At 74.1% G+C, this 19,791-nt stretch carries 14 protein-coding genes and 1 pseudogene; 11 read left to right on the forward strand and 4 right to left on the reverse strand.

The genetic code is table 11. The features are described 5' to 3' along the window. Positions 1 to 98: 98 nt before the first annotated feature. The 3 genes from ABD823_RS02470 to ABD823_RS02480 form a co-directional block, all read right to left on the reverse strand. The gene (locus tag ABD823_RS02470) at positions 99 to 1,670 is read right to left on the reverse strand and encodes an acyltransferase family protein (RefSeq protein ID WP_344855410.1); all 1,572 of its coding nucleotides are present in this window, start codon (positions 1,668 to 1,670) and stop codon (positions 99 to 101) included. Positions 1,671 to 1,932: 262 nt separating this feature from the next. Next, positions 1,933 to 3,486: an LCP family protein gene (locus ABD823_RS02475; RefSeq protein WP_344855412.1), complete on the reverse strand. Its 1,554-nt coding sequence runs from the start codon at positions 3,484 to 3,486 to the stop codon at positions 1,933 to 1,935. Between the two features lie 214 nt (positions 3,487 to 3,700). Then, the gene (locus tag ABD823_RS02480; RefSeq protein ID WP_344855414.1) at positions 3,701 to 5,188 is read right to left on the reverse strand and encodes a hypothetical protein; all 1,488 of its coding nucleotides are present in this window, start codon (positions 5,186 to 5,188) and stop codon (positions 3,701 to 3,703) included. Between the two features lie 91 nt (positions 5,189 to 5,279). Between ABD823_RS02480 and ABD823_RS02485 the strand changes: the two genes are divergently transcribed. From ABD823_RS02485 to ABD823_RS02505, 6 genes and pseudogenes are all read left to right on the forward strand, one after another. Beyond that, the gene (locus ABD823_RS02485; RefSeq protein ID WP_344855416.1) at positions 5,280 to 7,520 is read left to right on the forward strand and encodes a hypothetical protein; all 2,241 of its coding nucleotides are present in this window, start codon (positions 5,280 to 5,282) and stop codon (positions 7,518 to 7,520) included. An 8-nt stretch (positions 7,521 to 7,528) separates the two neighbouring features. Then, positions 7,529 to 8,482 (forward strand): hypothetical protein, encoded by a 954-nt coding sequence (locus tag ABD823_RS02490; protein WP_344855418.1) that lies wholly within the window; start codon positions 7,529 to 7,531, stop codon positions 8,480 to 8,482. 40 nt (positions 8,483 to 8,522) lie between these two features. Further along, positions 8,523 to 9,068: pseudogene (locus ABD823_RS34545) on the forward strand (permease-like cell division protein FtsX); the annotation flags it as partial. 160 nt (positions 9,069 to 9,228) lie between these two features. Next, positions 9,229 to 9,438, forward strand: a complete 210-nt coding sequence (locus ABD823_RS02495; protein ID WP_344855420.1) for a hypothetical protein — start codon at positions 9,229 to 9,231, stop codon at positions 9,436 to 9,438. Between the two features lie 71 nt (positions 9,439 to 9,509). Continuing rightward, positions 9,510 to 10,439 (forward strand): glycosyltransferase family 2 protein, encoded by a 930-nt coding sequence (locus tag ABD823_RS02500; protein ID WP_344855422.1) that lies wholly within the window; start codon positions 9,510 to 9,512, stop codon positions 10,437 to 10,439. Between the two features lie 2 nt (positions 10,440 to 10,441). Beyond that, complete coding sequence (locus ABD823_RS02505; protein ID WP_344855425.1) at positions 10,442 to 11,551, forward strand: glycosyltransferase family 4 protein; 1,110 nt, start codon at positions 10,442 to 10,444, stop codon at positions 11,549 to 11,551. Here ABD823_RS02505 and ABD823_RS02510 read toward each other — a convergent pair. Beyond that, a complete protein-coding gene (locus ABD823_RS02510; protein WP_344855427.1) occupies positions 11,470 to 12,492 on the reverse strand; it encodes a lysylphosphatidylglycerol synthase domain-containing protein in 1,023 nt (340 codons plus the stop codon). The two genes, ABD823_RS02505 and ABD823_RS02510, sit on opposite strands and share 82 nt — an antisense overlap. Before the next feature lie 100 nt (positions 12,493 to 12,592). Here ABD823_RS02510 and ABD823_RS02515 point away from each other — a divergent pair, with 100 nt between their 5' ends. The 5 genes from ABD823_RS02515 (at position 12,593) to ABD823_RS02535 (ending at position 19,720) form a co-directional block, all read left to right on the forward strand. After that, the gene (locus ABD823_RS02515; protein WP_344855429.1) at positions 12,593 to 13,447 is read left to right on the forward strand and encodes a class I SAM-dependent methyltransferase; all 855 of its coding nucleotides are present in this window, start codon (positions 12,593 to 12,595) and stop codon (positions 13,445 to 13,447) included. A 5-nt stretch (positions 13,448 to 13,452) separates the two neighbouring features. After that, positions 13,453 to 14,511 (forward strand): lysylphosphatidylglycerol synthase transmembrane domain-containing protein, encoded by a 1,059-nt coding sequence (locus ABD823_RS02520; protein ID WP_344855431.1) that lies wholly within the window; start codon positions 13,453 to 13,455, stop codon positions 14,509 to 14,511. Between the two features lie 313 nt (positions 14,512 to 14,824). Continuing rightward, the gene (manB, locus tag ABD823_RS02525) at positions 14,825 to 15,919 is read left to right on the forward strand and encodes a mannose-1-phosphate guanylyltransferase (RefSeq protein ID WP_344855433.1); all 1,095 of its coding nucleotides are present in this window, start codon (positions 14,825 to 14,827) and stop codon (positions 15,917 to 15,919) included. Positions 15,920 to 15,928: 9 nt separating this feature from the next. Continuing rightward, positions 15,929 to 16,825, forward strand: coding sequence for a DNA-3-methyladenine glycosylase family protein (locus ABD823_RS02530; RefSeq protein ID WP_344855435.1), 897 nt, complete (start codon positions 15,929 to 15,931; stop codon positions 16,823 to 16,825). 303 nt (positions 16,826 to 17,128) lie between these two features. Beyond that, positions 17,129 to 19,720 carry a bifunctional FO biosynthesis protein CofGH gene (locus ABD823_RS02535; RefSeq protein WP_344855437.1) on the forward strand — a complete coding sequence of 864 codons (2,592 nt, stop codon included), beginning with the start codon at positions 17,129 to 17,131 and terminating at the stop codon, positions 19,718 to 19,720. Positions 19,721 to 19,791 lie beyond the last annotated feature (71 nt).

A 19,791-nucleotide genomic window follows, 5' to 3' on the forward strand; every position in this document is an offset into this window, starting at 1 on the left:
TCCGGGCGTCTTCGGGGTGACGGACGACCGTCCCGATACATACCCGCATATCCCGATGCTGGGCGCCGGTTCCGTCGTCACCGCGTGTGTCGCGTTAACTACCGGGGAACGGCCGCTGAACTCTCCCTGGCCGGGGCCGGGGCCGGGGCGGGCTCGCCGCCGTCCCTGGACTCCGCGGGCCGCCGGTAGAGCCAGACCAGGCGCGGCTCCAGCAGCCACTTGAAGAGCGTGCGGGTCTCCGGCAGGCACAGGACGATCGCCAGGGCGAGGGAGCTGGAGGCGATCGCCATCACGCCGAGCGGGCCGTGCAGCCAGGAGACGTCCAGCCAGCCCTGGTCCTTGGCGATGAGCACCGGGACGCCGTGCAGCAGGTAGGCGTAGAGCGTGCGGGTGCCGAGGTCGGAGAACCAGGTCTCGCGCCGGGGCACCAGCGCCAGCAGCGCGAACGTCAGGGCCAGCGCGGCCAGCAGCATGGCTCCGCGCACGCCGAGCCCGAGCCACCACTCCAGGTCCATCTTCTTGAAGCTGTAGCGGAAGTAGACGGGCTTGAGGTTGACGTGCGGGGCGACGAGGATCGCCACCGCGGCGCCGGCGGCGAGCGTGATCCCGGCGGTGATCCTGACCCAGAGCGGCTTGAGCAGGTCGAAGTGCTCGGGCTTGAGCATCATGCCGATGACGTAGAACGGGAGCAGGCCGAAGAACCGGTCGAGGCTGAAGTCGCCGGAGATCTCCGAGAAGCCCGCGGCCAGGCAGATGACGAAGGCGACGAGGATCGGCTGCCGCATCCGGTGCCAGATCGGTGTGGAGATCCGCCAGAGCACCAGGGCCAGCAGATACCAGTTGAGCCAGGCCGGGTCGGTGATCGTGAGCGTCCATTTCTGGCCCAGCGAGAAGCGGAGGAGCGCGTAGCCGATCTCCACGATCACGTACGGCACCAGCATGGTGTCGACGAGCTTGTTGATCTTCGCGTTGGAGTTCCAGAAGTTCCGGCCGAGGTAACCGCTGATCAGCACGAACGCCGGCATGTGGAACGTGTAGATGAACATGTACGCGGCCTTGGCGGAGTCCGCGTCCAGCGTGGGGACCAGCGAGTGCCCGACCACGACCAGGGCGATCAGGACGAACTTGACGTTGTCGAGGTACGGCTCGCGCTTCTTCCTGGCCGGAGGGGCGGCGGGCTCCTCCTCCGGCGCGGCGTCCGCGCCGGTCCGGCGCGGGCCCTGCTCGCCGGGGGACGTCTCCCAGGCCGAGAAGGGCCGCTCGCCGGCGGCGGGCTGGGGTGCCCACGCGGGCGCGCGCTCCGGGGTGCGGACGGCGTCCTGCTCCCGGCCGCCGGTCCGCACGGCGCCCTGCGCGGCCGCGCCCGCGTCCAGCGGGCCGCGCGGCGCGGGCGGCTGCGCCTCCCGGTACGGCGGGTGGGCCCACGCGGTGACCTCGCCGGCCGTCTCCTCCTCGGGCCTGCGGCGGCTCCCCCATCCGGAGGCGGGCGCGCCGGAGTGCGGCGGATCCGGCCAGGAGGGCTGGGGCGCCGCAGACGGCTGCGCGTGCTCGGGCATCGGCCACGGGGCGGGTGGCCCGCCCCGCCCGTCCGACGGCCCCGCGGGACCGGCGCCGGAGGCGCCGTCGTTCCAGGGGGCCGGGACCGAGAAGGGTGATCGGGTGTCGCTCACGAGGGAAACGCTCAGCTATCTGTCGGAGACGGGGGCGGAGAAGACCGGCGGAGACGCCCCGGAGGATGCGGCCGCGCAGGGCCCGGCGGGTTCGCCTCGCCGACCTGCCAACCATAGTCCGCGGACGCGCCGTCTGTCGCACGGGAGCGGCCTTCACGCGGGGTTCGCGGGAAATCGTGACTCTCTCCGGAGCCCGCGGGGCCGTGCCGTCCGGACCGTGCCCGCGGGGACCCGGCGGGAGGCGGCCCGCCCGGCCGCCGCGTCACTGGCAGGGGTCGGTCTTGGTGTCGACGACCTGGTCCTTGAGGGAGTCGGGGATCTTGGTGGGCACCCGCACGCCCTTCCAGTCGTCGCCGATGACCAGCTGGATGATCGGTCCGGTGGGCGGCTCGGCGATCGGTCCGGTGGGCGGGGTGTACTTCTCCGAGCTGACCGGCCTGACCTTGCCCTCGGTGGGCGGCAGCTTGTCGCCGGACAGGCGGGCGGCCAGGGCGTCGGCGTAGTCGGGGCCCTGGGCGGCGTCCTTCTTGGCGTAGCGGACCGAGGTGTTCGGCACGTTGCCGGTGGCCGGGCGGGCGTTGCCGACCTGGGTCACCACGAAGCCCTGGGCGGCGAGTTTGCCCGCCACGTCGGCGGCCAGGCCCGGCTTGTCGGTGCCGTTGAGGACCTGGACCCGGACCTGCTCGTGCTTGACGGCGGGCTTGGCGGAGGCGCTGGGACTCGCGGTCGGGGTCACCTCGGTGTCGTTCTTGATCGACTCGAAGAGCTCGCTGGCCTGGGGCTGCTTCCAGACGACCCGGTTCTTGTCGGTGGGGTCGGCGCCCCACGGGACGGTGATGAACTTGACGCCGCTGGCGGTCAGCGCCTTGGCGCTCATCGCGATGTCGATCAGGGCCTGCTGGTCGTTGGCCAGCTCCTCGTCCATCCGGACGGACTTGGCGGCCTCGGAGATGAAGGACTGGAGCTTGACGGGATTGGTGAGCAGCTCGCCGCTGGTGGCCTTCTTCACGACCTGGGTGAGGAAGACCTGCTGGCGCTTGATCCGCTGGATGTCGCTGTTGTCGCCGTAGTCGCGCAGCCGCACGTAGCCCAGGGCCTTCTCGCCGTTGAGGTTGTGCCAGCCGGCGGCGAGGGTGAGTTTGGCCTTCTTGCTGTCCACCGGCTGCTTGAGGCAGATCCGGATGCCGCCGAGGGCGTCGACGATGTTCTTGAATCCGGTGAAGTCGACCTCGACGAAGTGGTCGATGCGGATGTCGGTGAGGTGCTCGATCGTGGCGATGGTGCAGGTGATGCCGCCCTCGTTGTACGCGGCGTTGATCATCTCGCGCCGGGCGGGGACCTGGTTGCCGTTCTCGCCTTCGCAGGCCGGCATGTCGACCATGGAGTCGCGGGGGAAGCTGACGAGCGTCGCCTTGTCCCGGTTGGGGGAGATGTGCATGAGGATGATCGTGTCGGTGCGCTTGCCCGCGTCGGCCATCTTCTGGCCGTACTTGAGGTTGTCGCCCTCGCGGGTGTCGGAGCCGACCAGCAGGACGTTGAGCGCGCCGGTGGCGTTCACCGGGCGATCGTCGCCGAGCTTGTCCGTGATCTTGACCTGCTTGATCTCGCCCAGGGTGTCCCGGTAGACCTTGTAGCCGCCCAGCGTGCCCAGCACCAGCAGGCCCGTCAGCCCGATGCCCGCCCAGCCGCCCGCGCCGATGCGCCCGGGGGGGCGGCCCTTGCCGCGGGGCGGCCGGTTGCCCGGCAGGGTCTCCTCGGGGGGAGGGGTGTCGCGGCCCGCGCGCCGTGCGGTGCGGGAGCGCGGGACGGACGGCATGGTCCGATCCTTCACGGCGACATGCCGGTGGTCGCTCATGCACCCTCCCTGCTCGGCGGCAACGCGCTGTGCTGCCTAGGCTCGCTCATCGCGCCCAAAGATTAGGTCACACGGTCAGGACGAGGGGTCGGCATGGGCTGAACTTGGTCATGCCCGTCCCTCCTGCTGGTCCCCGTGATGATCTGGGCGCTCAGCATACTCAAATTCGGACATTTCAGGGAACGTTTGATAGAGAAGCCCTGCTACCTGCGAGAACGAGGGCCAGGCAGGCGAGCGGCACGGCGGGCAGGACGTACCGGTAGTCGAACTCCGCGACCGCCGCCGGCATCACCAGCAGCAGTGACGCCACCGTCCACGGCAGCACCCACGCCGCGGCACCGGGGTCCCGCCCGGTCCGGGGCCCCGCCGTCTCCGCGTCGGACGCCCCCGCCGCCCCCGCCGCCCCCGCGCCCGGTGCCCGTCCGGGCCCGCGGTCCGGCCGGGCGCCCCGCCGGAGCCGCGGCAGCAGCCGCAGGCCCGCAGCCGCCGGCGGGACCAGCAGGACCACCAGCAGCACCGCGCCCGGCAGCCGGGCCACGTCCTGGTAGGCGCGCATCCAGCCGGCGTACGGCTCGGCGATCTCGGTCCCGATCGGCCCGCGCTCGTAGCGCTCGGCGAACTCCACGCCCACCGTGGCCGGGTAGCGGCCCGGCGGCGGGGGCGTCTCGGCCGGGAACTCGTAGTAGCCGTAGATCTCCGCGTCCGGGTAGACCGGGCGGTCCCAGGTGAAGGAGCGCGACAGCTCCTTGACGAGGGAGGCCAGGTAGTCGAGCGGCTGGCTGCGCAGGGCCAGCGCGGCGAACCGCCCGGCCAGCTCGTCGTTCTCCCGGCTGAAGGTGATGCCCGGCAGCTTCACCAGCGGGGAGTCGGCGCTCCAGATGTACTCCTGCGAGGGCGGTCGCCGCTCCGGCGGGCGGGGGTCGCACAGCACCGCCAGGTCCGCGGGCGGCTCCATCTCCGCGCAATCGGCGAACGCCATCGTGCGCGCGTAGAGGAAGACGCCGTTCGCGCCCACGATGCCGACCCGCTGGTACGTCGCGTGGAACCACGCCCCGTAGGCCAGGACCGGCACCACGGCCGCCGCCAGCATCACGCCGGCCACCGCCGTACGGCCCCGCGCCCGGTAGAGCAGCCAGGCGGCGAAGACGGCGACCAGCGGCAGGCCGACGGTCCTGGTGAGGGCCGCCGCCGCGACCAGCAGGCCGAGCCCGCACGCCGTGCGCCGGGTGACCTCGCGGGACAGGGCGAGGCGGACCGCCGCGACGACGAGCAGCATGAACAGGGTGTCGGAGACCAGCAGGTGCTCCAGCTCGATCTGGTAGGCGTCCAGCAGCACGGGGGCGGAGGCGAGCGCCGCCGCCCAGCCGGGCGCGCGCAGCCGCCGGGCGGCGAGGTAGACCAGCACGCCCGCCGCGAGCCCCAGCAGGTGCTGGGCGAGAGCCACCACGCCGAAGCCGTGGAACGGCTCCAGCAGCCGCAGGAACATCGGGTACCCGGCCGGACGGACCAGGTCCGGGCGCGGCTTCAGCGCCGTGACGACGTAGGTGTAGGAGTCGGGGAACCAGATCGCCGGCCGGTAGCCCAGCATCGTGACCGCCCGCAGCACGGCCCCGAGGCCCAGCAGCGCCGCGAACCACCGGTGCTCCCGCGCCCCTCCGACCACCCGCCGCCCCCCTTCGCGTGTTGCGCGTACGCTATCGGCTCCGGCGGGCCGGGGCCGTACCGGCGCCTCGCCACCACCCTTCGGGAGGATCATGAGGAGCACCTGGCCGGGACGCGCGCGCGGGCCCTCGGCGGGCGGGGTGCTCGCCGCGGTCTCGGCGGCACCCGCGCTCGTGCTGGCCGGCTGGCTGCTGGCCGGGCTCCCGCTGCTCCTACTCGGCTGGTTCCGGCCGCCGGTCGCGGTGCCGCTCGGCCTGGCCGCGGCCGCGCTGCTGTGCCGGTACGGCCTGCGCGGCCTGCCCGGCGCCGGGGCCGCGGGCACGCCGCAGGGCGCGGCCGGAGCCGGGACGGCGCCCGCGATCGCGGGAGCGACCGCGTGGCAGGTGGCCGGGGTGCTCGCCGCCGCGGCGGGCTCGGGGCTGTTCAACCTGCTGCTCCACAGCGAGCAGCTGATCGTCCGGCGCGACCCGGCGACCTACGCGCAGTACGCGGTCTGGCTGGCGGAGCACGGCTCGCTGCCGATCCCGTACGGCGAGGCGGCCTTCGGCGGGCCGGACCCGGCGCTCCGCTTCGGCAGCGTCGGCTTCTTCGACCACGGCGGCGCGGTCGTGCCGCAGTTCATGCCGGGCCCGCCGCTGGTCTACGCGCTGGGTCACTGGCTGGGCGGCCTGGCCGGGCTGCTGCTGGCCCCGCCGGTGCTGGGCGCGCTGGCCGTGCTCGTCCTCGCCGGGACCGTCGCCCGGCTGGCCGGGGCCCGGTGGGCGGTGCTCGCCGCGCCGGTGCTCGCCGTGTGCATGCCGGTGCTGTACACCTCGCGGACGACCTTCAGCGAGATCCTCTCGCTGATCCTGCTCTTCGGCGGGCTCTGCCTGCTGCTGGACGCGCGCTCCCGGCTCCGTGCGGCCCCGCCCGGAAGCGGCGGGGCGGGGCAGCCCGGGAGCGGGCGGGCGGCGGTGGCCGGGGCGTTCCTGGCCGGGCTGGTGCTCGGCCTGGCCGTGCTGGTCAGGATCGACGGGCTGCGGGACGTGCTGCCCGTGCTGGCCTACGCGGGAGCGCTGATCGCCCTGCGCCGGGCGGGCGCGGCCGCCGGTTCCGGGGGCCCGGCGGCGGGGGAGCCCGCGGCAGGGGAGGCGGGCACGGCCGGGGGCCGCCCGGACGGGCGGCTGGGGGCGCCGCTGCTCGGCGGGCTGCTGGCCGGATCGGGCCTGGGCTTCGCCGCCGCGTTCCTGCTCGCCGAGCCGTACCTGGAGTATCTGTCGGGCTCGTGGCGGCCCCTGCTGGCCGTCTGCGCGGCCGTGCTGGCGCTCGCACTGGCCGCCGCCGCGCTCGGGCCCCGCCTGGCGGGGCCGCTGCGCCGCCTCGCGCGCGTCCGGCGGCTGCCGGAGGCCGCGGCCGGGCTGGTCGTCGCCGTGATGGCTGCCTTCGCGCTGCGGCCCCGGCTGCAGACCGTGACCCGGGTGCCCGCCACCCCCGAGGACCGGACGACCGCGGACTTCATCGCCAAGACCCAGGCGGCCAACGGGCTGGCCGCCGACGGGACCCGGCTCTACTACGAGGACTCGCTGCACTGGGTCGCCTGGTACCTCGGGGTCCCGGCCGTGCTGCTCGCCACGCTGGCCGCCGCCGTGCTGGCCCACCGGCTCGTGCGGGGGCGGGCGCCCGAGTGGCTGCTCCCGCTGACGGTCGTCGGCTGGACCACGGTCACCACGCTCTACCGCCCGGCCATCACCCCCGACCACCCGTGGGCCGCCCGGAGGCTCGTCCCCGTCGTGCTGCCCGGCCTGGTCCTGCTCGCCGTCTGGGGCCTGCGCTGGGTGCTGCGCCGGGCCCGGGAGCGGGGGTACGGCCCGGCCGCGCGGAAGGGCATCGCCGTCGCCGGCGTCCTGCTGCTGGTGGTGCCGGGCGCGGTCACCTCCATCGGGACGGCCTTCACCCCGGTCGGCCGGGGGGAGCGCGCGGCGGTCGAGGCGATGTGCGCGGCGCTGCCGGACGGCGCCGCGGTGCTGGTCGTGGAGCGGGTCACCGCCGACCGCTTCACCCAGCTCGTGCGGGGGGTGTGCGGGGTGCCCGCGGCCGAGGTGGCGCAGGTGCCCGGCACGGACCTGGCGTCCCCGGCCGACGTGGCCCGGCTGACCGGCCGCGTCCGGGCGGCCGGCCGCGTCCCGGTGCTGCTCGCCGCCGAGGCCGGGCAGGTCGCGCCGTACGGCACGCCCGTCCAGGTCATGCGGCTGCGCACCCGCCAGGACGAGCGCTCCCTCACCGAGGCCCCGGACGGCACCTGGTCGCTCGCGGTCGACGTCTGGATGGCGGTTCCCCGGAACGGTTCGGCATAGTTTCCTGGATGTCAGGTCATGAGGAGCTTTCCTTCGGCGGTGGGGATCCGGACCGGGAGCCGTGGCTGGAGGCCCGGCTGCGAACGGTCCGGGAGCGGTCGGCGGCGTGCCGGGAATGGGCGAGAGCACACGTCCGGGTGCTGACCGTCTGCGCCGTGGTGCCGGCGGTGCTGGGGGCGGCCGGGTTCGGGGGCCTGTATCTGTACGAGCGCTCCCGCGAGCCGCTGCCCCCGCCCGACGCGCCGCTCCCCGCCCAGCTGCGGTTCGTGGTCTACCCGTGCGGCAGGATGATGGGGGCGAACTGCTCCGGGGGCGGAGACGCGGAGGCCAACGCCCGGGTGGTCGCGGAGCGCATGCGGTCCATGCCCGAACTGGCCGAGGTCGTCCCCGTGAGCGAGGAGGAGAGCCGCCGGGAGGTGCTGGCCTACTACGCGGACGCGGGCGAGGAGCTCCCGCAGGGCATGGGGGCCGGTCACCCCGTCGTCAGGGCCCGGCTCCACCGCGGCGGTGACTTCGCCGAAGTGGCCCGGCGGCTGAGGGGGATGCCCGAGGTCGAGACGGTGTACCGCGAGCTCTCGGACTTCTGGGCGGGCAAGGCCGACCTCGCCGTCCGCCTGTGCGGGAAGGCGATGGAGTGGCAGCACTGGGACCGGTGCGCGGAGAACCGGTCCGGCGGGGCGGAGCACCCCACCACCGCGGAGGAGAAGGAGGCGATCCTCGACCGGATCTGGGACCTGCCCGGGGCGGAGACGGTCTACCTGCAGAGCCGCGAGGACAGCATCCGGCTGGACCGCCACTACTACCCGGAGGAGCCGTCTTCCAGCCGGATGTTCCGGTGGGACAGGGCGGTGGAGACCTTCTACGTGAAGCTCTCCGACCCGGCCGCCTTCCCCGCCGCCGCCAGGGCGCTGAAGTCCCTGCCCGGCGTCGGCTGGGTGAGCCGCGTCGGCTCGGACGGCTAGCGGCTTGCCAGGGAACCGGAAGATCGACATAGTCGGGCGGGTGGAGTCCGAGAAGCCGTCCCCCGCACGTCCGTTCCGCGCGTCCCGCGCGGGTGCCCGGCGTGGGCTGTTCGCCGCGGCCGTCACCGCCGCCGCCTTCGCGTTCCCCTCCGCGACACCGGCCGGGGCCGAGGAGCCGTCCTCCGGTGGAACGCGAGCCCAGGCGACTGCGGCGGCGGACGGCCCCTGGGCCGGCGGGCGGAAGGTCTTCCCGCCGCCGGACGGCCCCTGGCCGCAGGAGGCGGAGTTCAGCGCCTTCCTGTGCCGTGCGGGTGACGGTGAATGGCACAGACGATGCGGCAAGCGAGGGGTCACCCCGAGGCAGCGGCGTGCGCTCCAGGCGAAGCTGGAGGCGATGCCCGAGGTGAAGGAGGTGGAGTTCGAGTCCCGAGAGGAGGCGTGGCAGAACTTCAGGGAGAGCAGCAAGGGTGATGCGGATCTGATCTCGGCGGTGCTTTTCGAGGACATGCCGGAATCGTTCCGGGGCACGCTCCACCGGCGGGCCGACGCCGAGCGGTTCGAGGCCGCGCTCGGCAAGCTGCCGCAGTTCACCAACGTCCTTGTCGTCGGAGGCCGGTTCTGGGAGGGCAAGGCGGACGTCGAGATCACACTGTGCGGCCGACGGCTCCCCTACGAGAGCCCGTGCGCCGAGCGCGGGCCCGCCACGCGGCGGGAGAAGGAAGGCGATCGAGGCCAGGTTGGTCGCCATGCGCGAGGTCGAGCAGATCTACTTCGAGGACGCCGCGCACGCCGGGCGGGTGCTCGACTTCTTCCTGATGCGCAAGAGCTCAAAGAATTCAGCCGAATTGGAGTCCTACTACGTCAGGCTGGTGGATCCCCGCCACGCGCACACGGTGATCGGAGCGGTCGAGGGCATGCCGGGCGTGGCCGAGGCGGCTCCCGTCGTCACCCGGTGATCCGCGCCGGAGCGGCCCGAAGCGGGTGATGTGAGTCCGGGCCACGGTGTCAGGGAGTATCCTCGCCGGTCGTGAGCACGCCCGAGACCCCCGAGAGTGGACCAGCTGTGGACGCAACGCCGTACGTCACGATCGTCCTGCCCTGCTACAACGAGCAGGACCACGTCATCGACGAGGTCGAGCGCATCTGCCGGGCCATGGACGGCAGCGGCTACACCTACGAGCTGGTGGCCGTGGACGACTGCTCCACCGACCAGACCCTGGCCCGGCTCCAGGAGGCCGCGCCGCGGTTCCCGAACATGCGGATCCGGGCCTTCCACCGCAACGGCGGGTCGGGCACGGTCCGCCGGATCGGCACGCAGGAGGCGCGCGGCGAGATCGTCGTGTGGACCGACGCGGACATGACCTACCCGAACGAGCGCATCCCCGAGCTCGTGCGGATCCTGGAGAAGGACGCGACCGTCGACCAGGTCGTGGGCGCGCGCACCACCGAGGAGGGCTCGCACAAGTTCCTGCGGGTCCCGGCCAAGTGGTTCATCCGCAAGGTCGCCGAGCTGCTGGCCGGGCAGAAGATCCCCGACCTCAACTCGGGGCTGCGGGCCTTCCGCAAGTCGGTGGCCCGGCCCTACCTGCGGCTGCTGCCCCCCGGGTTCTCCTGCGTCACGACGATCACGCTGTCGTTCCTGTCGAACCAGCACGACATCTACTACCTGCCGATCGAGTACAGCAAGCGGGCGGGCAAGTCGAAGTTCGGCTTCGTCTCCGACGCCTACCGCTACATCCTGCAGGTGCTGCGGATGGTGATGTACTTCAACCCGCTCAAGGTGCTCATGCCCCCGGCGATCTGGCTGGTCGGCATCGGCATCGCGAAGGGGGTCTACGACAACGTCAAGACCCCGTTCTACCTGGCCAACAACACCATCATCATCTTCGTGACCGGGCTGCTGATCGGCTCGCTGGCGCTGCTGGCCGACCTGATCGTGCGCTCCCGGAGCGAGTAGGCATGCGGATCGCGATCGTCGGGCCGACCTACCCGTACAAGGGCGGCGGGGCCGCGCACACCACCGAGCTGGCCCACCGCCTTTCGGCCGCCGGGCACGAGGTGGTGATCGAGTCGTGGCGGGCGCAGTACCCGTCGTTCCTGTACCCGGGGCGGCAGACCGCCGACAGCCCCGACGGCGAGCCGTTCGGGAACGTCCGCAGGCTCCTCGACTGGCGCCGCCCGGACGGCTGGCTCGCCTGCGGGCGGCGGCTGCGCTCGGCCGACCTGGTGGTCCTGGCCGTGCTCAGCCCGGTCCAGGTCCCGCCCTACCTCGGCATCCTGTACGGCCTGCGCCGCCGGACGAAGGTCGTGGCGCTGTGCCACAACGTGCTGCCGCACGAGCGCAAGCCGTACGACGTGCCGCTGATGCGGGCGCTGCTGCGGCGGGCGGACGGGGTCCTGGCGCACTCGCGGGCGCAGGCGGACCTGGCCCGCGGCCTCGCCCCGGTGCCGGTGACGGTGGCGCAGATGGCGCCGCACCTGCCGGTGAAGGCGCAGCGCAGGGCCGCGGAGGCCCGCCTGCACCGGCGGCTGCTGTTCTTCGGGCTGGTCCGGCCGTACAAGGGGCTGGACGTGCTGATCCGCGCGCTGCCCGACGGCGTCGCGCTCCGCGTGGCGGGCGAGTTCTGGGGCGGGCAGGCCGAGACGGAGGCGCTCGTCGCCGAGCTGGGACTCGCCGACCGGGTGGAGCTGCGCCCGGGCTACGTGGCCGCCGAGGACGTGCCCGGTCTCTTCGCGGACGTGGACGCGCTGGTCCTGCCGTACCGCAGCGGTACGGCCAGCCAGCAGGTCTGGCTCGGCCACGAGCAGGGCGTGCCGGTGATCGCGACCCGGGTGGGCACGCTCGGCGACCACGTCACCGACGGGGTGGACGGGCTGCTGGCCGAGCCGGGCTCGGTGGACTCGCTCCGCGAGGTCCTGATCCGGTTCTACGCGCCGGGCGAGCCGGAGCGGCTGCGCGCCGGGGTGAAGGCCGTGGACCCGGAGCCCTACTGGGCGGCGTACGTCGAGGCGCTGGTCTCGGCGGCCTCCCCGCCGCCGGGGCCCTCGGCGCCTCCGGCCGGGGGCTGAGCCCGGCGGCCGAGCAGCCAGCCGATCCCGGCCCAGGCCACGTCGCAGGCGGTGAAGGCCAGCCGGGAGACGACGGCGACGACGAGGGCGGCGCCGGTGGCGGCCTCGGCGCCCGGCGCGCCGGCCGCGGCGATCGGCGCGGTGAGCACCAGGACCATCGCGCCCTCGCGCACGCCCACGCCCGCCGGGACGAACGCGGCGAGCAGGCCGGTGGCCCAGGCGAAGGCGTAGGCCCCGGCGCCGACCGGGTAGAGCGAGAAGTCGCCGGTCAGGTCGCCGAGGACCAGCCAGGTGTGCAGGCCGTACAGCAGCCAGCCGGCGAGCGTCCAGGCGACGCAGGAGACCAGGGCGCGGCCGGGCAGGACCTGGTCGACGACGTCCCGGCGGGCGAGCCGCAGCACGAGGTTCAGGCCCCAGGCGAGCACCTTCGGGTGCAGGCAGACGATGATCACCGGGATGATCAGGGCGAGGTACCACATGCGCCCGGCCACCTCGCCCGCGGTGAACGGCAGCGTGGCGGCGGCCAGGCCGACCGCGCAGCCCAGGGAGATCACCAGGGCGATGGAGGTGCCGCTGAAGGTGCGCCGGGGCGGGCAGCCGTGGTCGCGGCCCAGCTCCATCATCGCGGCGTAGGCCCAGACCGAGCCGGGGACGTACTTGCCGAGCTGGCCGACGAAGAGCACCCGGGCGGCCACGGGCAGGGGCAGGGGCGAGCCGAGACCGGCGATCACCCGCTGCCAGGCGACCATCATGCAGCCCGCCCCGGCCATCACCGCGGCGACCGCTCCGGCGACCGACCACCAGGAGAGCCTGCCGAGCGCGGAGACGGTCCCGTCCCAGTTCCTGGCCAGGCCGTAGCCGACGAAGGCCAGGGCGACCAGGGCCAGCAGGATCCGGAGCAGGCGGCTCGCGCGCAGGCGGCCGAGCAGACGGCTGAGCATCCGCACAGAGTACGACGTGGGGGTTACCCGGCGGTAGGGTCGCGCCGCGCCGGTAGCCTGGAGCACCGCGCGCGAGAGTGGGCGACGAGGAGCGGAGCGGATGATGGCGGGCAGGGCGGATGCCGGACGGCAGGCGCAGCTGGAGTACTCCGAGTTCCAGGCGGCGATGCTGGACGAGGAGAAGCGCCGCCGCAAGGCCGCGAAGATCGTGGCCGTGCTCGGCCACTTCCTGGGACGCGACAAGGACGTCCTGGAGGGGCTGACGGTCGCCGACATCGGCTGCTCGGCCGGGTTCATCGCCGACGAGCTGGCGAACGCGGGCGCGGCCCGGACCTTCGGCGTGGACATCGACGTGCCCGGCCTGCGCAAGGCCGCCGCGCGCTTCGGCGAGCGGGTCGAGTTCGTCTGCGCGGACGGCACCGCGCTGCCCTTCCCGGACGGCTCGGTCGACGTGCTGGTCTTCAACCACATCTACGAGCACGTGGTCGACCCCGACGCGATCATGGCGGAGATGCGCCGCGTGCTGGCCGACGACGGCGTGCTCTACCTGGGGCTGGGCAACCGGCTCGGGGTGATGGAGCCGCACTACAGGCTGCCGTTCCTGTCCTACCTGCCGCCCGCGCTGGCCGACCGCTACGTGCGCCTGTTCGGCCGGGCCGACAGCTACTACGAGCGCTACCGGACCCGGCGGGGCCTGCGGAAGATGGTGCGCGGCCTGCGGGTGTGGGACTACACGTTCCCGGTGCTGGCCACCCCGGCGGCCTTCGCCGGCTCCGAGCTGTTCCCCGGCGCGGCGGGGCGGGCCGCCCAGGCCGTGCTGGCCCGGCTGCCCCGCGCGGTGCTGCGCGCGCTGCTGCCGGTGGTGCCGACCTACCTGTGGGTGGCGACCAAGGGCACCCGCCGCCCGGCCGGGCCGGGCCTGCCGCAGCCCCCCGAGCCGGTCCGGCCGCTGTGACCCGGGTGTCCCCCGAGGTGCCCGCCGGGCCGGCGCCGTCCGGGCCGCCGCCCGGCGGGGCGCGTCCCGCCCGGCTCCGCAGGCTGGTGCGGGTCGCCTTCCTGGTGGCGGCGCTGGGCTTCGGGGCGTGGGCGGTGGCCTCCCAGTGGGACGAGGTGCGCGCCGGCTTCGCCCGCCTGTCGTGGCCCGCGCTGCTGGTCTCGCTGGTCACGGTGGTCGCGGCGCTGGGCGGCGGGATGATGACGTGGCGGGCGCTGCTGGCCGACCTCGGCTCGCCGCTCCCGCTCCGCCCCGCGGCCAAGGTCTTCTTCGTCGGCCAGCTCGGCAAGTACATCCCCGGCGCCGTCTGGCCGGTGCTCGCCCAGATGGAGATGGGCCGCGCGCTGGGCGTGCCCCGGACGCGGAGCGCGGCGGCGTTCTTCCTGACCATGCCGGTCCAGCTCGGCAGCGGGCTGCTGATCTCGGCGGTGACCCTGCCGGCCGCCCTGCCGGGGTCGGCGGCGCCGTACGCGTGGGCGTTCCTGCTGGTGCCGGTGCTCGCGGTGGCGTTCGAGCCCCGGGTGGTCAACGCCGTGATCGGCTTCGGGCTGCGCAGGCTCGGGCGGCCGCCGCTGGAGCGCCCGCTCACCCGGCGGGGCATGCTCACCGCCCTGGGCTGGGCGCTGCTCGGCTGGAGCGCGTACGGCCTGCACCTGGCTGCGATCCTGTACGAGCTGGGGCCCTCGGGGCCGGCGGTGGCGGTCTTCTCGATCGGGGTGTTCGCGCTCTCCTGGTGCCTGGGGATCATGACGTTCGTGGTCCCGGCCGGAGCCGGGGTGCGCGAGGTGGCGATGGTCGCCGTGCTGTCCCCGGTGCTGGACCGGGGCTCGGCCATCACCGCGGCGCTCTGCTCCCGGATCGTGATCGTCCTGGGAGACCTGGTCTGCGCGGGGGCCGCCGGTCTGGCGGCGCGGCGCCGGGCCGTCGCGGGGCCGGACGGCTCCGCCCCCGCAAGCGGCGGCCCCGGGAGCGGGGAGGAGGGGGCCGGTCCCGGCGGGGACCACTCCGGCGGTGAGGCGGTGTGATTCACCTCACGGTCTGAAGCTCCCGGCGGTTATGGTGGCGGGTGGGGGCCCGGCGGGTCGGGTCCTCCGGGGTCCGGTGAGGGGAGCGCCGTGCTGACGGGTCGATTCCGCGGAAGGGCGGCGAGGCGACCGTCCGTGCGGGGTCGGGCGCGGATAGCATCGCCGTCGGACCGGACGCGCCGCGGCCGCCGCGGAGGTGCCGGGAGGGACCGCCCGCCGGCGTGGCCGGGGACGGTGAGCCCGCCGGGTGCGCCCCGGTCGGGCCGCACCCGCCGTATCAACACGCTGTTGAATAGTGGGCTAATCTCGCGAGATGACGGAGACCCCTTTGTCGGATCTTGAGGCGATTCTCCTGGTCGGAGGTCAGGGAACGCGGCTGCGTCCGCTGACGCTCGGCACCCCCAAGCCGCTGCTGCCCACGGCGGGGGTGCCCTTCCTGGCCCACCAGCTCGCCAGGGCCCGCTCGTTCGGCGTCCGCCGCATCGTGTTCGCGACGTCCTACCGCGCGGAGATGTTCTCGGAGGCGTTCGGGGACGGCTCGGCCTTCGGGCTGGAGATCGAGTACATGACGGAGGAGACCCCGCTCGGCACCGGCGGCGCGATCCGCAACGCGGCCGAGGCGCTGACCTGCGCCCCGGACGCGCCCGTGCTGGTGCTCAACGGCGACATCCTCTCCGGCCACGACATCGGCGGCCAGGTCGCCCTGCACACGGCCAGGGGGGCCGCCGTTACGCTGCACCTGACCGAGGTCGAGGACCCTTCGCGCTTCGGCTGCGTGCCGACCGACGACGAGGGGCGGGTGACCGCCTTCCTGGAGAAGACGCCCAACCCGGTCACGAACCTCATCAACGCCGGCTGCTACGTCTTCACCCGCTCGGTGATCGACACCATCCCGGAGGGCCGGGTCGTCTCGGTGGAGCGGGAGACCTTCCCGGGGCTGATCGAGGCCGGCGCCCTGGTGCTCGGCTACGCCGAGGCGTCCTACTGGCTGGACGTGGGCACCCCGGCCGCCTTCGTCAAGGGCTCGCGCGACCTGGTCCTCGGCAGGCTGGCCTCGCCCGCGCTGCCGGGGCCGCCCGGTGACTTCCTCGCGCTGCCGGGCGCCATGATCTCGCCCGAGGCCGTGGTCGCCGACGGGTCGGTGGTGGGCGCCCGCGCGGTCGTGGAGGCCGGGGCCCGGGTCAGCGGGAGCGTGCTCGGCGACGACTGCGTGGTCCACGCCGGGGCCGAGGTCGTCGACTCGGTGGTCGGCATCGGCGCCCGCGTCTCCTCCGGCGCGGTCCTGCGCGACGTGGTGATCGGCGACGGCGCCGTGGTCGGCTCCGGCAACGAGCTGCTGGCCGGCAGCCGCGTCTGGCCGGGCGTCGTGCTCCCCGAGTGCGCGGTCCGCTTCTCCAGCGACGTCTGAGGGCCGCCGGTGCGGGAGCGGAGCTGGCGGTGGGAGGGCCCGCTCGACCTGGAGCTGGTGCTGCTGCCGCACCGGCGCGGCACGTGGGACCCGGCCTGGCGTCGCACGCCCGACGGGGCGGTCTGGCGGACCTGCCGCACCCCCGACGGCCCGGGCACGCTCCGGATCGCCGGGGGCGGCGGCCGGGCGGTGGGCACCGCCTGGGGCCCGGGGGCGGAGTGGCTGCTGGAGACGCTGCCCGCGCTGCTCGGCTCCGGTGACGACGCCTCGGGGTTCACGCCCGGGCACGCCGTGCTGCGCGAGGCGGCCAGGCGCCACCCCGGCCTGCGGATCGGCCGGACCTTCCGGGTGCTGGAGGCGCTGGTGCCGGCCGTGCTGGAGCAGAAGGTCGTGCTGGCCGAGGCGCGGCGGGCGTGGCGGTGGCTGCTGCTGCGGTACGGCGAGCCCGCACCCGGACCGGCCCCCGAGGGCATGCGGGTCTTCCCCGCGCCCGAGGTGTGGTGGTCGATCCCGTCGTGGGACTGGCACCGGGCGGGCGTGGAGGCCGTGCGGGCCAGGACCGTCGCGAACGCGGCCCGGCACGCGGCGAAGCTGGAGGGGGCGGAGGGCAGCGCCGAGGCCGACCGGCTGCTGCGGGCGCTGCCCGGGGTCGGGGTGTGGACCTCGGCGGAGGTCCGCCAGCGCTCCCACGGCGACCCCGACGCGGTCTCGGTGGGCGACTACCACCTGCCGTCGCTGGTGGGCTGGTCGCTGGCGGGGGAGCGGGTCGACGACGAGGGGATGCTGCGGCTGCTGGCCCCCTACCGGGGGCACCGGCACCGGGTCAGCCGGCTACTGAGGCTGGGCGGTGCGCGGCCGCCCGCTCGCGGGCCGCGGCGGCCGGTGCGGGACTACCGGTCGTTCTGAACCCGTCGGAGCCGGGGCCGTAGGGCTCGGGACCGGAGGGTCTCCAGTCGCGGCCGTCGCGCGTGTCGGCGCCGAACAGCGGGGCGAGGACGGCGGCGGCGGCGAGGAGGGCGAGGAACCAGATCATTTTCCACTCCTTGGGGTTCCGTTGGGACACCTTGACTGTATGCAAGCGCAACCATTTACGTCTATCGAGATTCCCTTCACCGATCTGTTCAGTGATGCTGAACGGTTGCCGGTTCGGACCGGAACGGCGGCGGACCCGGCACCCGCCCGGCGGGCGCGGGGCCGTACTGTGCGGTCATGAGCGTGACTCCCACCGACGCCGCGATGCGCCGGGCCCTGGCCCGGGCGCGCGACGGCAAAGCCCTCGACCTGTCCGAAGCCACCGTCCTGCTGCACGCGAGGGACACCGACCTCGACACGCTGCTCGGCCACGCCGGGCGGGTCAGGGACGCCGGTCTGGAGGCCGCCGGACGGCCCGGGATCATCACCTACAGCCGCAAGGTCTTCATCCCTCTCACCCGCCTGTGCCGGGACCGGTGCGGTTACTGCACGTTCGCCACCGCCCCGCACAAGCTCGAATCCGCCTTCCTCAGCCCCGACGAGGTCCTCGGGATCGCCCGGCAGGGCGCGGCCATGGGCTGCAAGGAGGCGCTGTTCACGCTCGGCGACCGGCCGGAGGACCGCTGGCGCCAGGCCCGCGAGTGGCTGGACGCGCACGGCTACGACGACACGCTCTCCTACGTGCGGGCCATGGCGATCCGGGTGCTGGAGGAGACCGGGCTGCTCCCGCACCTCAACCCCGGCGTCATGACCTGGCGCGACCTGCAGCGGCTCAAGCCGGTCGCGCCCTCGATGGGCATGATGCTGGAGACCACCTCGCGCCGGCTGTTCGAGGAGAAGGGGCAGCCCCACCACGGCTCCCCCGACAAGGACCCCGCCGTGCGGCTGCGCGTGCTGGAGGACGCCGGACGCTCCAACGTGCCCTTCACCAGCGGCATCCTCATCGGCATCGGCGAGACCGCCGAGGAGCGGGCCGAGTCGCTGTTCGCGCTGCGGAAGGTGGCCCGCGAGTACGGCGGGCTCCAGGAGGTCATCGTCCAGAACTTCCGCGCCAAGCCCGACACGGCGATGCGCGGCATGCCCGACGCCGACCTGCAGGAGCTGGCCGCCACGATCGCGGTGGCCCGGCTGGTCCTGGGACCGAAGGTCCGCCTGCAGGCCCCGCCGAACCTGGTGGACGCCGAGTACGGCCTGATGATCCGGGCCGGGATCGACGACTGGGGCGGCGTCTCCCCCCTCACGCCCGACCACGTCAACCCCGAGCGCCCCTGGCCGCAGATCGACGAGCTGGCCGCGCGCACCGCCGCGGCCGGGTTCGCGCTGCGCGAGCGGCTGACGATCTACCCGGAGTACGTGCTGGCCGGGGAGCCCTGGCTCGACCCCCGGCTGACCGCGCACGTCGCCGCGCTCGCCGACCCGGAGACCGGGCTGGCCAGGGAGGACGCCGAGATCACCGGACGCCCCTGGCAGGAGCCCGACGGCGGCTTCGCCTCGCTCGGCCGGACCGACCTGCACACCGCAGTGGACGCCGAGGGGCGCACGGGCGACCGCCGCGCCGACTTCGACCACGTCTACGGGGACTGGGAGGCGCTGAAGGACCGGCTGCCCGCCGTACCGGCGGGGTCGGTCTCCGGCGACGTGCGGCAGGCGCTGCGCCGGGCGGAGAGCGACCCGGCGGGACTGACCGAGGCCGAGGCGCTGACCCTGCTCGGCCTGGCCGGCGGGCCGGACGGCTCCGGGGCCGACGACGCCGCCCTGGAGGAGCTGTGCCGGGTCGCCGACGGGCTGCGCCGCGAGGCCGTCGGGGACGACGTCACCTACGTGGTCAACCGGAACATCAACTTCACCAACGTCTGCTACACCGGCTGCCGGTTCTGCGCCTTCGCGCAGCGCCGCACCGACGCCGACGCCTACACGCTCTCCCTGGACCAGGTCGCCGACCGGGCGGAGGAGGGCTGGCTGGCCGGGGCGACCGAGGTCTGCATGCAGGGCGGCATCCACCCCGACCTGCCCGGCACCGCCTACTTCGACATCGCCCGGGCGGTCAAGGCCCGGGTCCCGGAGATGCACGTCCACGCGTTCTCCCCGATGGAGGTCGTCAACGGCGCCAGCCGGACGGACATGTCGATCGCGGACTGGCTGGCCGCGGCGCGGGAGGCGGGCGTCGACTCGCTGCCCGGCACCGCCGCGGAGATCCTCGACGACGACGTGCGCTGGGTGCTGACCAAGGGCAAGCTGCCCGCCGCCGAGTGGGTGGAGGTCGTCACCACCGCCCACCGGCTCGGCATCCCGACGACCGCCACGATGATGTACGGCCACGTGGACACCCACGCCCACTGGGTCCGGCACATCCGCCTCATCCGCCGCATCCAGGAGGAGACCGGGGGGTTCTCCGAATTCGTGCTGCTGCCGTTCGTCCACCACAGCGCGCCCATCTACCTGGCCGGGATCGCCCGCCCCGGGCCGACCGCGCGGGAGAACCGGGCCGTGCACGCGCTGGCCCGCATCCTGCTGCACGGCGCGATCGGCAACATCCAGTGCTCCTGGGTGAAGCTCCGCGACGATCTGTGCCGCCAGGTGCTCTCCGGCGGGGTCAACGACCTGGGCGGCACGCTGATGGAGGAGACGATCAGCCGGATGGCCGGGTCGGAGAACGGCTCGTTCAAGACGATCCGCGAGCTCGAGGCCATGGTCGCCCCGACCGGGCGGCCGGTCCGGCAGCGCACCACCTCGTACGGCGTGCCGAGCGCGGAGCGGCTGGCCGCGGCGGCGGCCAGCGATGGAGTTTGTCAGAGTGTGCGTAACTTCGTGCCGCTTGAGCGTCTATAACAAGTTCTCTCCTTACTTGCGCTTCGTCAGGGGGGTGTTGCGAGAATTGTCACTCCCCCTGCGATCGTGAG

It is taken from the genome of Planomonospora alba (assembly GCF_039534085.1).
GTDB classification, from domain to species: domain Bacteria; phylum Actinomycetota; class Actinomycetes; order Streptosporangiales; family Streptosporangiaceae; genus Planomonospora_B; species Planomonospora_B alba.

Excerpts from the sequence above, each read along its gene's own strand:
- ABD823_RS02475 (WP_344855412.1), bottom strand. The coding sequence starts at position 3,486 with ATGCCGTCCGTCCCGCGCTCCCGCACCGCACGGCGCGCGGGCCGCGAC.
- ABD823_RS02485 (WP_344855416.1), top strand. The coding sequence starts at position 5,280 with ATGAGGAGCACCTGGCCGGGACGCGCGCGCGGGCCCTCGGCGGGCGGG.
- ABD823_RS02490 (WP_344855418.1), top strand. The coding sequence starts at position 7,529 with ATGTCAGGTCATGAGGAGCTTTCCTTCGGCGGTGGGGATCCGGACCGG.
- ABD823_RS02495 (WP_344855420.1), top strand. The coding sequence starts at position 9,229 with ATGCGCGAGGTCGAGCAGATCTACTTCGAGGACGCCGCGCACGCCGGG.
- ABD823_RS02505 (WP_344855425.1), top strand. The coding sequence starts at position 10,442 with ATGCGGATCGCGATCGTCGGGCCGACCTACCCGTACAAGGGCGGCGGG.
- ABD823_RS02510 (WP_344855427.1), bottom strand. The coding sequence starts at position 12,492 with ATGCTCAGCCGTCTGCTCGGCCGCCTGCGCGCGAGCCGCCTGCTCCGG.
- ABD823_RS02515 (WP_344855429.1), top strand. The coding sequence starts at position 12,593 with ATGATGGCGGGCAGGGCGGATGCCGGACGGCAGGCGCAGCTGGAGTAC.
- manB (WP_344855433.1), top strand. The coding sequence starts at position 14,825 with ATGACGGAGACCCCTTTGTCGGATCTTGAGGCGATTCTCCTGGTCGGA.
- ABD823_RS02535 (WP_344855437.1), top strand. The coding sequence starts at position 17,129 with ATGAGCGTGACTCCCACCGACGCCGCGATGCGCCGGGCCCTGGCCCGG.